Source organism: Flavisolibacter tropicus (assembly GCF_001644645.1).
Classification (GTDB): Bacteria; Bacteroidota; Bacteroidia; order Chitinophagales; family Chitinophagaceae; genus Flavisolibacter; species Flavisolibacter tropicus.
Genome location: NZ_CP011390.1, coordinates 4261421 through 4273873 on the forward strand (window position 1 = coordinate 4261421; position 12453 = coordinate 4273873).

General features: G+C 41.6%; 12 protein-coding genes. 3 read left to right on the plus strand and 9 right to left on the minus strand.

The window, feature by feature from the left end:
* Position 1 precedes the first annotated feature (1 nt).
* A complete protein-coding gene (locus SY85_RS18160; protein ID WP_066406293.1) occupies positions 2-802 on the plus strand; it encodes a DUF4249 domain-containing protein in 801 nt (266 codons plus the stop codon).
* Positions 803-1155: 353 nt separating this feature from the next.
* Here the strand turns inward: SY85_RS18160 and SY85_RS18165 are convergent, their stop codons facing one another.
* Positions 1156-2307 (minus strand): serine hydrolase domain-containing protein, encoded by a 1152-nt coding sequence (locus tag SY85_RS18165; RefSeq protein ID WP_066406294.1) that lies wholly within the window; start codon positions 2305-2307, stop codon positions 1156-1158.
* Positions 2308-2500: 193 nt separating this feature from the next.
* Between SY85_RS18165 and SY85_RS18170 the strand changes: the two genes are divergently transcribed.
* Positions 2501-3535 (plus strand): sensor histidine kinase, encoded by a 1035-nt coding sequence (locus SY85_RS18170; RefSeq protein WP_066406295.1) that lies wholly within the window; start codon positions 2501-2503, stop codon positions 3533-3535.
* A complete protein-coding gene (locus SY85_RS18175; protein ID WP_066406298.1) occupies positions 3516-4289 on the plus strand; it encodes a LytR/AlgR family response regulator transcription factor in 774 nt (257 codons plus the stop codon). Before SY85_RS18170 ends, SY85_RS18175 begins: the two co-directional genes overlap by 20 nt.
* Before the next feature lie 171 nt (positions 4290-4460).
* On the opposite strand, the gene SY85_RS18180 is transcribed toward SY85_RS18175, so the two are convergent.
* The 8 genes from SY85_RS18180 to SY85_RS18215 all read right to left on the minus strand — a co-directional run bounded on the left by SY85_RS18180 (position 4461) and on the right by SY85_RS18215 (position 12453).
* On the minus strand, positions 4461-5354 hold the full coding sequence (locus SY85_RS18180; RefSeq protein WP_066406301.1) for a TraB/GumN family protein: 894 nt from the start codon (positions 5352-5354) through the stop codon (positions 4461-4463).
* Between the two features lie 80 nt (positions 5355-5434).
* On the minus strand, positions 5435-6325 hold the full coding sequence (locus SY85_RS18185) for a TlpA family protein disulfide reductase (RefSeq protein ID WP_066406302.1): 891 nt from the start codon (positions 6323-6325) through the stop codon (positions 5435-5437).
* A 104-nt stretch (positions 6326-6429) separates the two neighbouring features.
* On the minus strand, positions 6430-6984 hold the full coding sequence (locus SY85_RS18190) for a GNAT family N-acetyltransferase (protein WP_066406304.1): 555 nt from the start codon (positions 6982-6984) through the stop codon (positions 6430-6432).
* 71 nt (positions 6985-7055) lie between these two features.
* Complete coding sequence (locus SY85_RS18195) at positions 7056-8309, minus strand: TPR end-of-group domain-containing protein (RefSeq protein WP_066406305.1); 1254 nt, start codon at positions 8307-8309, stop codon at positions 7056-7058.
* Between the two features lie 225 nt (positions 8310-8534).
* A complete protein-coding gene (locus SY85_RS18200; protein ID WP_066406306.1) occupies positions 8535-9107 on the minus strand; it encodes a glycosyl-4,4'-diaponeurosporenoate acyltransferase CrtO family protein in 573 nt (190 codons plus the stop codon).
* A gap of 179 nt (positions 9108-9286) precedes the next feature.
* On the minus strand, positions 9287-10723 hold the full coding sequence (locus SY85_RS18205) for an alpha-amylase family glycosyl hydrolase (RefSeq protein WP_226998887.1): 1437 nt from the start codon (positions 10721-10723) through the stop codon (positions 9287-9289).
* Between the two features lie 326 nt (positions 10724-11049).
* On the minus strand, positions 11050-11913 hold the full coding sequence (locus tag SY85_RS18210) for an alpha/beta hydrolase (protein ID WP_066406308.1): 864 nt from the start codon (positions 11911-11913) through the stop codon (positions 11050-11052).
* A gap of 147 nt (positions 11914-12060) precedes the next feature.
* Positions 12061-12453, minus strand: coding sequence for a VOC family protein (locus SY85_RS18215; protein ID WP_066406309.1), 393 nt, complete (start codon positions 12451-12453; stop codon positions 12061-12063).

The following is a 12453-nucleotide window of genomic DNA, read 5'->3' on the forward strand; positions in this document are numbered from 1 at the left end:
GATGAAGCTTTTAGTAAATAGTTTTTTGTTAATACTGCTGGTGGGTGTAACGGCCTGTGAGAAAGTGATTGATATAGACGTGCACGAAAGCGATACGCTGTATGTGATAGAAGGAGTAATAACCAATGAGTCCGGCAACTGTAATGTATACGTAAGCCGCACCCAGCCTTTTAATGAAGACAACAATTTTGAGCAGGTGAGTGGCGCTGCCGTTAAAATAAAAGACAATGGCCAGGAAATCGTATTAACAGAGACAAGGCCAGGCGTGTACCAAACAACTACACTTACTGGAATTCCTGGCCACCGTTATGATCTCTCAGTATCCATCAATAACCAGGTGTTCACTGCCACCTGCACCATGCCGCAGCCCGTAAAGATAGATACACTATACGTAGCACCCGGCCCCTTTGGGCAGTTTCAGTTTGCTACCGTAGGCTATACCGATCATGCCGGAGCTAACAACCAATATCGTTTTGTGCAATATGTAAATGGCACCAAAGACCCGGAGATCTTTTGGGAGAATGATGAATTTACCGACGGCCAAAAGATAGTGGTACAACTGGATACTGGCGTAGACAAAAAGGACGACCCTCGTAACATTAATAGCGGTGATCAGGTAACTGTTGAAATGCAAGGATTGGATGAAGCTGTCTTCAAGTACTGGTACTCGCTCCAATCCGATGGCGGCGATGGGGGCGGTAATTCCGCCGCTCCTGCTAATCCTGTTACTAATATCAAAGGCGGCGCCCTTGGTTATTTCAGCGCTCATACTATTGACCGAAGGACGGTTATAGCGCCTTAAGGAAATGTGAGAAAAGCTTCACACTTTATGTAGCGGGTTTCACGCAGAGGCGCAGAGACGCGGAGAAAGGGCTGCAAAGAATAAAAAGAACTTAAATAAAAAAGCACTCCACATTTAGGAGTGCTTTTGTTTTATAGTCGGTCTTTCTTAGCGTCTTCTCATCTTAGCGCCTTTGCGTGAAACCATTCTTCCTTTCTTTCCCTCTGTGGACTGTCGTCTGTCGACCGTGGACTTCTTCTCATAGCTCATAGCTCGCAACTTTCCCTTCCTTCTTCCTTCCTTGTCAACTTCTCAACCTATCAACCTAAATCAGCCATCAGCCATCCCCACATCAGCCATCCATTCTAAATCCACTAATCCGCGGTATACCCTTTAGGCAAAGTAGGCATTTCCAAACCATCAATATATAAAGTAGCTAATGCTTTTGCCAAATAAGGATATACACCTCGGTTGTTGGTTAATACAATGAAGGTTAACTTCTCCTTGTCGAACCGAACAAAATCGGCCAATGCGGGCCCGCCGCTATGTTCAATCAGTTTGTGACCTTGATAATCAGGCGTAATGATCAGGCCCAGGCCAAAGCTTCCCGCTTTACCATTGGTTAGCATTACAGGGTTTGATAGCAACTCTTTGGTTTTTGCAGAAAGAAAATCCCCCTTGTCAAAAAGGGTTGCTGTTTTAGCAACGTTTTCTATGGAGCTATAAATACCGCCAGCAGAATAGCCGGTAGCGCCAAACCACATCTGGTTAATACGTAGTGTAGAATCCTTTTTGAACCAATGATACTCTTGTGCCTGCTCTGGAATAATGTCGAAGTCAGAGAGATCGCCAATGTTAGGATTATTGACATAGGTGTGATTAAGGGTTAAAGGTTCCAGAACATATTTCTTCAAGGCATTGAAGTAGGTTAGTCCGGTTACTTTTTCAATAACGTATTGCAGTACCCAATAATCACTGCTAACGTAGAAATCGCGCGAGCCGGGTTCGTATTCTAATGGCATTTGCGCTGCTAATTTATAGGCCATACTACTGTTTTGGGCTTTGGAGAAGTTAGCTATTTTAATACCCGATTGATGGGCGGCCAGTTGTTGTACTGTTATTTTCTTCCACTCCACAGGAACAGAGTCAATCAGTTCGTCTAAGGTTTGATTGGGTTGTAAAAACTTGTTGTCAAAAAGCTTTCCGAGCAATAAGGCGCAATAAATTTTAGAGCAGGAAGCCAGCTGAAACGCAGTGTTTTTAGTAACGTTTTGATTGAAGCCAATATGAGCTTTCCCTAGTGTGCCTATTGTCTCTATCTTACCATCTCTAACCACAGCATAGGCCAGGCCGGGAATATGTTCTTTCTGCATTAGATTGTTTAGAAAGACCCTTACTTCCTTTTCTTTTGGCTGGGCATGGCAAATAGTAGAAGGGGCAATGAAACACAGTAACAGTAGCAGTGTAGTGAATAAGCTAAAATAAAATTGTCCGTTCTTGTTTTTGGGCATCTGCTTTTTCTTCATGGCTAACAGCGATTTGGTTGTTGAAGACAAAATTGGGCAGGTAGTAAGCCATATAAAAACCTTTGTGTATGAGGCTGCTATTTATTTGTGTGAAACGTCTGGGCCGGGTTGATGTTACCTATAATAACGGCTACCTTTGTTTGCATACCCTACTTTCCTGGAAGTGGCAGTTATAAAACGATTTTAAATTGATATGTCTTCAACAATAAAGGATACATGGTTACGCATTACTTGTCCATTTATTCTTATTAGTTTAAGTCTGGTGAGCCAACAGTTATTGGCGCTAAACGTTGATAAGGCTATTATAGCAGCACGCCTTATCTTTTTTATCGTTCTGAATTTTGAGTTGGCACGCGTTATCATATTGTTGGTTCGCAGCAGGTTCCCTGGACTAGCATTAACAAAGCGACGCATAGTAACGTCATCTATTTTATCAGTACTACTTACGTTCGTTGTCATTAGTTTATCTACGTGGGTCAGTCGGTTATATGGCGATAAGCCCGTTAGTTTTTTTGATGAGACTGTGCTTAACTTCTTGCAATCATTTTGGATTGGTGCTTTGATAGTGGCTCCCTATGAGGTGCTCTACTTTTACTATCTGTTGTTACGATCGGAAAAAGAAAAAGAGCAATTGCAAAAGGCTACTATAGAGAGCAGGCTGCACTCTTTACAAGCACAGATCAATCCGCACTTTCTGTTTAACAGCTTGAATACGCTGGCGGCATTAACAGTTAAAGATCCTTATAAGGCAGAAGCCTTTACCATTGAGATGAGTGCTGTTTATCGGTACTTGCTTCTAAATAATACACAACGCCTCACAACGGTAAAGAATGAACTGGATTTCATCCATTCTTTTCTGCACTTATTGAAAACCCGTTTTGATGAAGGCTTTACGTATTGTGTTGATGTAGATCCGGCCTTTCATGCTTATTTGATGCCACCACTGACCTTGCAAATACTTGTGGAAAATGCGGTAAAGCATAATAACTTTTCTGACTATGCACCGTTGCATCTGCATATTTCTGTAGATGACGATCAGCAATTGGTTGTAACCAACACGCTGCAAAAAAAGGCGCAAACAGGGCCAGCCTCTGGCTATGGTCTATCCAATATTATATCCAGGTACAACCTGTTACAGCAGCGAGAAGTGATGGTTATAGAATCGGCTAATGAGTTTAAAGTTGTTCTACCCTTAATCAGTTCGGTATATGAAGGTGCTTATTGTTGAAGATGAAAAGCTGGCCATAGAACGGATGCAAAGGCTGCTGGCGGAAATAGCCCCGCCAGTGGAAGTGGTAGGCAGTATGAAAACCATTAAAGACACGGTAACCTTTCTGCAGCAGTCGGCTACGCCCGATTTAATACTAATGGACATAGAGCTAAGTGATGGAACCTGTTTTGATATATTTAAGCAAGTAGCTGTAACCAGCTTTGTAGTATTTACCACCTCTTATCATGAATATGCGCTGGAGGCTTTTCGCGCAAATAGTATTGATTACCTGTTAAAACCAATACGGCAGGTTGATCTTCAAAATAGTATCAACAAATATTATGAAATGAAGCAGCAATTTGTGGCTGCTTATCAAACAGAGACCTTGCAGCGGGCCCAGGATCAAATACAAGAGGCCTGGCCGGTTACAAGCTATCGCTCTCATTTTCTGATCAAGCAGGGACAGCGCTATAAGACAGTTGCTGTAGAGGATATTGCGTACTTCTTTGTCGATGGGCGACTCACCTATTTAATGACCTGGAACAAGACAAAGATGGTTATTAACCACACCTTAGAGGAAGTAGAGAAAATGGTTGATCCAGGCAGGCACCACAGAGCCAACAGGGCATTTGTTGTACATAAGAAAGCCGTGCAAGGATTTAAAAATACACTGAATGGAAAGTTGCAAGTGGAGCTTTATCCTTTAATCCAAAAAGAAGTAATGATTAGTAAGGAAAAGGCTACTGAGTTTAAGAACTGGATGCGTGAATGAGTCTGGATGTAAATGATGTATTTAAAGCAGCAGGTATTTTTTGATCCGAAAGCGGTTGTCCGGAAGCGCTATTCAGCGACCCAGGTGTTCGAATGTTGCTCTTAGCGTTGCTTTGTTGTCCACAATGACTACGTTAGGTGATGTGTCTAGGGCCAAAAGCAATAACAGCGTTTAATATATAATCGGGGTAACTATATAACCCTTTTTGCGTAGAAGCCTAATAACTCCATTTTCGCCAGCCAAATGAGCACAACCGAAAGCAAAGAATGTCGCTTGCTTTTTCATCGCTTTTTCTATAGTGGGTATCCATCTTTTATTGCGCTGATCTAATATTAGTTCAGCTTGTGGATCTTTGTAACCGCTTTTGTTTATTGCCACACTGTTATAAACTGCTGTAATGTTCTTTTCACCATACAAGGAAATAGTAAGAAGCTTACTACTAACTATAGTATTCATATTCTTCAAAGTAAAGATCAGCTTTTGTGCCTGAGCATCTAATGGTATATCATCTTTATGGTAAAAGCCTGGTGGCGGTTTACGTTCTAATACATCGATCGACTTTTGTAACTCTATCCCTAGCCGCCATAAGGAGTCCTCATAAGAAGATGTTTTGCAGCCTAAGGCTAAATTTTCGATCCACTTACTTATCAAAAATGGTTTAATTTGATTTAGTGTGGCTTCGTCGATACTCTTATAATAATTACTTTGACTAAGGATCAATTTTACTTTTTCAAAATATTCTTTCCCAATCAATTTCTGCAAACTTTTACGCTGCATCAGATCACCTGAATCAAATAAGTCTCCAGCTTGGGGTTCTTTAAAACCTAACCCTTCAAAAAAGATCCCTTTAGCTGCTTTGATTTTGTTTAAAATCGAATCTGGTAATATGATTTGCTCTTTGCATATCGAGTGAATTGTTCCATATAAATAGGACGGTTCAGATAACCCTGGACCATTTACTTGCCAGAGCAAAGTTTGTTGATATGCTGAATCACTTACTTGCGCCTGTGTTGAAGACAGAAGTCCGAATATCAGTATAAGCAAATAAATGGTTTTGTTTATCATTTAAAAACAGATTTTACATCTAAGTGGGTCTTCACTGACTGGGATTTTGTAACGCTGCGAGACCTATCTTCAACCAAACATTACTCAAAAATGCTTTGAAGCATCTGTAGTAATGCCTCTTCATTTTCCTTAGTACGGCCTCGCCAACGGCCAATGATTTTCCCTTGCTTGTCAATTAAAACTTTTACAGGAATGCCAGTAACAAAATACCGAGTAGCAAGAGTACTGTTGTTTTCCTTGTCAGAAACATGCTTCCACATGTCTATACTATCAGTAGTGATAGCTTTCTTCCATGCTACCAGATCTTGATCTGTAGAAACGTTGATGATTTCCAGACCATTAGAATGGTATTTAGCAAAAGCCTGTTTGAGCAAAGGAAAATCCTGCCGGCAAGGCACACACCAACTGGCCCAGAAGTCAAGCAGTACATAAGCTTTATTTTGGTATGCTTTTAAAGAAACCGTTTCCTGATCGATGTCTTTTAAAGTAAAGCCAGGCGCAAGTTTGCCAACTGTACTGTTGTTGCAATGAAAAAGTGCTTCCTGCAGTTGCTTGCCTTTCTCGCTGTTGCGTAGTTCATGAGATAGGCTATTAAACAAAGACAGGAACGTTTCATAAGGATTGCCCTCTTGTCTGTTGAACTCTAAGGATAAAACGTCAAGGGCAATAGGAGAAGATGGATGTTGTTTCACTAAATCAAACTCATGCTGAAGCATGCTTTCTTTATTTTGCTCAATGGCATTGTTCAATTGGTGTAGTCTATATTCCAATTCTTTCTTTAGCGTAGTGTCGGTAGCAGTAGCTAGATTGACTGTAATACTGTTATACAAAGTTGTTAGCGAATCTTGCCGCTCATACATGCGGGTGCGAATAGCTTCCCATTCTTGCTGAAGGGAGGTTTGTTTGGAAGATTGGGCGCTTGCAAGTGCCTGTATAAGAACAAATGATAATAGTAAGATAGAAGGTCTCATAAGCATTAGTCTAATAAACGTCTATAGATTAGTATCTAAGTGCAGTCTTCTTTGTCTGGATTTTTGTTATAACTGCTTTCCTCGCTATCAGCAATGCTCACCCTTCAGAGACATGGCGGGACCAGATACCCCTGATTGCTGATACTGAGTGTTTGCAATAAAGATCGGTTTTCAGCTGTAAGTTGAAGGACTAAAATATCGTCATCTGTGCCTGTTATCCAGCCGCCCTTTTCTGCAGGTTCCTGTAAGTATTTGGCTTGGTTGTAGAGAATCGGAATATTGCACTTTTCATAAAAAGAGCGAAGCTCCTTTTCACAGAAGCCAATAGCTTCTGTATTGGTGTTGTGCAAGTAAGATAACATATGTTTTAAAAGCAGTGTTCCATACCCTTTGCCTTTTACTAAGGAAACAAAACCAACAAACTCTGGAAGTACAAGACGTTTGTTGGCAATATTAATTTTGAAGTCAAAGTTTAAACGTGCCAAGCTTAAAATCGTATTAGTTGCATCGAAAAGTAGGTGAAACTCCGATCGGCTAAATAGGGTCTGAAATGTAGACAGGTCCAATGCTTTCCATTCTCCCACTTCCCATGCTGAAAGAATCACCAATACTTCTTGTGCTGTTAAGTCTTTGGGTTGTTTGATTTGGTATTGCAGCATATACTTTCAAGATAAAATAAAAGCAGGTTGTTGTTTCAACAACCTGCTTTTATTTTATAGCTCTTTCTTAATTATTGAGGCACCTGCCAAAACGCAGCAGGGTTGCTGGTAGTGTAATTAACAAAAGTGGTTTTTAGATCCTTGTTGTAAAACTCCTTTTTCGCAGGCATATCTTTAAAGCGGCCGTATCCCATGGGCACCAGGTTCACATACGTAATAGTTTTTTCTTTGCCGCGAGTTTCTATATCAAATCCACTTTCCAGCGCACAATAAAACCGGTACAGGTTCTTTGCCATATAGCTGTATAGGTAGTTCTCTTTCACAGTGGATGCCTTGTGATTCCAGTTAGCATCCGGGTTAACGATCATGGGCTGGTTATTGATCAAACGGGTGCGCACTTCTTCAATACCCAGCAGCTCGCCTTTTTCGTTCATTACGTAAGCATCGTTCGTAGGATCCATCCAAAGCCATTTTTTCAGCTGTTTGGAATAGACCATATTGATCACATGCGAGTCGTAGTCTTTTCGTAAGCTGTCTTTTGGAAAGCAATACACCTTTCTGGACTGGAAGCCCATCGCCAGGTAACAATCATTGAGCAGCGTTGCCAGTTCACCACAGGATACACCGATCTTTTTAGCGGTGGCCACTGAAGCTATTTCTAAACCGTTTATAGCCTGAATACCACTTTCGTGTTGTCCATCATGGGGTACTGTATTGTGTACCCAGTGCAAAAGATTAATGAACTTCGAAACTTCGTTACCTGCACCAGCTATAGAGTCAAGGTTGAACTGTTGGCGTAGGCGCATCAATTCTGGGCGCGTACCAGTCTGGTAAGTGAAGGCCGGTAGTGGCGTACTATCAGTAGTGGTGAACCGGTTATCTTTTTGCAAGATGTATAGGAAATCGCCCAGTTCACGCAAGGGTTGTACCATGGCATTATAGGCTTTTTCCTTACGGATGTTGTCCAAATCGCTATCCTGCGACAGGTGGGTGTAGTTGGCGTAGCCAGCCTTAATAGCTTTTTCTAAAGAGGCTAACGCCAATGGCTTATTATTGAGCAATGAATAAGCGCAGCTTAAGTTGTAATAGGCGTTTATATAATAGGGGGCATATGCTTTCTGCTCTTCTGGCTTCAGCTCCTCATACTTTTTTAAAAACTCTTTTAATAACGAGTTGTACAGACCGACATCCTGTTTTTTATAAGCGTCTACAAAAAGCTCATTTTGCTTATTAGCAAATTGTGTAAAATCATTATTCTGATTGGATTGCGCTACCGCAAAAAGAGATACCAGGGAAAGGATGCAGGTAAAAAGAGACTTTATCATTTCTATAAGTTAGTTTTAGTTGATTACCCATTTGGGGGTACCAAGTAGATTATAAATATACGTACAGGCTCCGGCTATTGTTACAGGAGACTGTGTGCATTTTGTAAGGTTTTTAATAATTATACTTATGCGTGCCTGTAAATGAAGCATTTTAAGTGGCCAGAGCATTCAATTCATTCCGGTAAGAAAGCTATACAAGCCACTAAAGTAAAAGACTATCCCAATTTAAACGGCCAGCTTCAGTCGTATATATTGCTGTAGTAGTATTGGGTAGATATTATAGAATAGGTTGGTCAATAAGATGATGGCTGCCCAACCAATATATCCTTTAAAGAGCGCATAAACGCCTACCATGCTATAAAACAAAAACAGCATGTAGTGAAACTTCTCAAAGGCATAGGTTTGCTTCAATAGCCTGTTCATGGATTTGGCATCCTTGCGAACAGCTTTGTAGGTAGGGAATCTTCTCCGGATCAGGCGGTTGATAACCACACCATTCTGAGATAATTGCTGAATAAGACCGACCCGCAGTTTCCGGTAAGTTGTTGTTGTACGGGCAATTTGGATTTTGCTTAAATAAGCATTGGAAAGAAAGACAGGAAGGAAGCTGATAGCTATAAATAGCCAAAAAAGCCTAGAAGTAAGATGCGTATAGCAAAAGATAGAAATGGGAACCAAGCCTAATATTGACCAAACCAGATTGGGGAGCATGTTGTAAAAGCCTACCATTCGCTTTAGGTTCCTTGCTTGAATATCTTTCCCTTTCTTCATCGTATTGGCTATCGAGCTAGGATGCATGCCATATTGCTCCTTGTTTATTATCCCCTCCTTCAACAATTAATCTTCGCATCAGCAAATCCTCCTCTGTGTCCCTCCGTGCCCCCAGTGCCTCTGTGGTTCCTCTCTCTGCGTCCTCTGCGCCTCTGTGCGACACCAAACAGCGCGAAGCGCTCCCTTAAAGGTAGCAAGCTTCCATTTTACTTCTGCTTCACCATTACCAAATAGCTCCAGGGCGCTAAATCAAAACGGGTGCTATCTGTAAATGCATACTCTACTCCCGAAAACAATTCCGTGTAAGTGCCTTTGTGATATTGACTTTCTAATTTTACAGGAGTTTGTTGGTTGCTCAGGTTAACCACCGTGATCACTTTATCATTGTTCTTCTCTCTGGAGAACGAGATCACCTTACTCATCTGGTCATTCTTGATGCGATCCATTTCGCCGCCCCACCGGCCATTCCACAAAGCCTGGTTTACATGTTTCAGCTGAAAGAGTCTGGAGTAGAGACCGCCGATCTTATGGTTTTGCCACTGTATCGTATCCTTGTCAAAAAATCGTAACGACCGATCTAGTCCTGCCTCCTGCCCGCTGTAGATCAACGGCATGCCATCCATAGTTGCAGTAAGCACAATAGCGGCTTCCAGACCATCACCGAAATTGGAGACTTGGTTGCCTTCCCACGAGTTCTTGTCGTGGTTGTCAACAAAGTTCATGCGGTAGGCATTTCGTGGCCATGTACTTACATGTTCGGCTATATAGCCTTCCGTTAATCCATTGATGCTTTTGTTATTGGTAGTAATGTCGTGCAGGTGATCCCATAAGCTCCAGGCATACGTCATATCAAAAGCACGCTTGTGTAAATCCCTATCGGCGGCTTCGGCCAGCATAAAGACGGGTTTAATGGCCTGCAGTTCTTTGCGTGCGTTTTCCCAAAAATCAATGGGCACAAAGCTGGCCACATCACACCGGAAACCATCAATGTCGGTTTCTTTCACCCAGTAGGCCATGGCATCCGTCATATATTTACGCAGTCCCGGGTGACTGTAATCAAAATCAATAATATCGTCATAATCTCGCCAGGGTGTTGATTGAAAATGGCCTTCCTTGCTTTTGCTGTACCAGTCGGGGTGGTTGGTGGCTAAGGAGTTATCCCAGGAGGAGTGGTTGGCTACCCAATCCAGGATCACATACATACCCTTTGCGTGTGCCTTGCGCACCAGGTGTTTGAGGTCTTCTAGTTTACCAAACTCGGGATTTACATCGTAATAATCTTTTATAGAATAATAGCTGCCCAGCGTGCCCTTTCGGTTCTTTTCACCAATAGGCTGAATGGGCATTAGCCAAAGAATATCAACACCCAATTGTTTCAGTCGTGGCAAATGCTTTTCAAAAGCTGCAAAGGTGCCTTCGGGTGTGTATTGCCGGATATTGACTTCATAAATAGTGGCGTTCTTACTCCACTCTGGGTGTTCTAATTCAACATATTCCTTGGGTTGGTAGGCAGAAAGATTTGAATCGGTATGTGTTTTATCCTCTTGACTTGAACTATCATAGGTGCAGGAAATAAGGCTGCATAGGATTAAAGAAAATAACGATAGTGTCAATGCCTTCAACGCTTTCATTTTAGCAATCATTGTATACAAAGGGTTTTCTTCCGGTAAAGAGGCTATGAGTGCTGCTTGGCCTTGTCCGTATGAAGTGTTTTTCAGTTACAAGATAGCACTTGGCTAGTATTGTAACAATATAAGTATTATAGGCCCTTGCTTACAAGAATATGATCAGCTGGTGGATCTTTGCCAATAACTGGTGGCATTACTTTATCTGTAGCCATAGCAACGATGGATTTTCATACGATCAGGGTCGCTATTGCCAGTCTCGTTAAGAGTTTGCGCATAGAGAAAGGCGAAATAAGACTGCTAAGACTAGGTTTGACTTGATCACAGGTTCACTATCCCTCTTTCTATTGCTTATGTGCGGGATTCAACAACCGTAAAGCATTAAATACAGCTTGATGCATGATGGTAGCATGGTCTTCTTGCGGTAAATAGTCAAAATAAACAGACAGATTTTTGCTCTTTGTTTGCTTGATCTTATCAGCTAACACGTTGGCGTCTACTTCCATAACACGTGGTACATCGCCCGGAGTAAGGCCTTCTTTACCAACACCGATATAGATGCTTGTTTTTTGAGAAAAACTGTCTTGTAAGATAGTCGAGGATAAGTTGAGCAAAGAGCCATTATCCCACCATAAGCTCGGACTTACAATGATGTATCGGTCAAATAGTGTGGGCCTCTTTAATAACACTTCTGTTGCCAATAACCCCCCTAAAGATTCACCTATAAGCGTCTTGCCCGAATTGGTTCTGAACTTTTTCTGAATATAAGGTTGCAGTTCCTTTTCTATGAAGCTGATGAAAAGATCCGAATGGCCAGATGCGGGATATTTTTTTCTGTCTGCAGCATTTGCAGTAGGATAAGTCATGTCACGCATTCTGTTTGTATTGGTAATACCAACAATGATGGAAGGGGCAACGCGATTGATCCAGGGAAAGCTGTTAAACTGGTAAAGGCCTGTAATATGAATAAAATCTTCGTCAGTGCCACCATCTAAAAGATAGACAACAGGATAGGTTGCTGTGTCGTTTGCCAAATAGCCATCTGGCAGATATATATTCAACACCCTTTTTTCAGAAAGAACAGCCGACTGTAACTCATCAACTTGCCCAATTACTAAAGGCTTGATTTTAGAGGTGTTGTGTGAAGGTTGGCAAAATGAAGCAAAACAACACAAAGTGAATGTATAGAGTAAAAATAATGGCTTCACGTAACAGGTTATTTGATTATTGATTCTAAAGTGCTTAAGGCATTTAATAGAAAGACTCTTTACGATTCATGTGGGCCCACCATTCTAGGTTTTTAAAGCGTAGCAGACCACATCTAAGTTGGCCTTCCGCGTTCTACTTTTTCTCCATTACCCCATTGGCGTACAAATCTCAATTAAAAAACCATCAAGGTCTCTGACATAGGCAACTACCTGTCCCCATGGCTTCGTCTTTGGCTGTTCAACTAAAGTTGCTCCTGCTGCAACTGCTGCCTGTACCGCTGCGTCAACATCGTTTGTTGCAAAGCCTACCTCAATACCAAATGGTTTGTTATTCAGACTGCTTGCAGTAAACCCATCTTTCAGATTGGAGTGTGCTAACGTGGTAGATGCGAATGAAAGAGTGGTCTCGCCTGATACCAGCTCTCCATATTCATTTCCCGGTGCTATAAATTTTTTGGTGAAGCCAAAGGCTGTTTCGTAAAAGGCTATAGTTTTTTCTACATCGTTAACGTACAAAATGGTGTAAGCAAATTTTATCAT

Bases quoted from the DNA above. Each gene is read 5' to 3' on its own strand.
- SY85_RS18160 (WP_066406293.1), top strand. From the start codon at position 2: ATGAAGCTTTTAGTAAATAGTTTTTTGTTAATACTGCTGGTGGGTGTA.
- SY85_RS18165 (WP_066406294.1), bottom strand. From the start codon at position 2,307: ATGAAGAAAAAGCAGATGCCCAAAAACAAGAACGGACAATTTTATTTT.
- SY85_RS18170 (WP_066406295.1), top strand. From the start codon at position 2,501: ATGTCTTCAACAATAAAGGATACATGGTTACGCATTACTTGTCCATTT.
- SY85_RS18175 (WP_066406298.1), top strand. From the start codon at position 3,516: ATGAAGGTGCTTATTGTTGAAGATGAAAAGCTGGCCATAGAACGGATG.
- SY85_RS18180 (WP_066406301.1), bottom strand. From the start codon at position 5,354: ATGATAAACAAAACCATTTATTTGCTTATACTGATATTCGGACTTCTG.
- SY85_RS18185 (WP_066406302.1), bottom strand. From the start codon at position 6,325: ATGAGACCTTCTATCTTACTATTATCATTTGTTCTTATACAGGCACTT.
- SY85_RS18190 (WP_066406304.1), bottom strand. From the start codon at position 6,984: ATGCTGCAATACCAAATCAAACAACCCAAAGACTTAACAGCACAAGAA.
- SY85_RS18195 (WP_066406305.1), bottom strand. From the start codon at position 8,309: ATGATAAAGTCTCTTTTTACCTGCATCCTTTCCCTGGTATCTCTTTTT.
- SY85_RS18200 (WP_066406306.1), bottom strand. From the start codon at position 9,107: ATGCATCCTAGCTCGATAGCCAATACGATGAAGAAAGGGAAAGATATT.
- SY85_RS18205 (WP_226998887.1), bottom strand. From the start codon at position 10,723: ATGATTGCTAAAATGAAAGCGTTGAAGGCATTGACACTATCGTTATTT.
- SY85_RS18215 (WP_066406309.1), bottom strand. From the start codon at position 12,453: ATGATAAAATTTGCTTACACCATTTTGTACGTTAACGATGTAGAAAAA.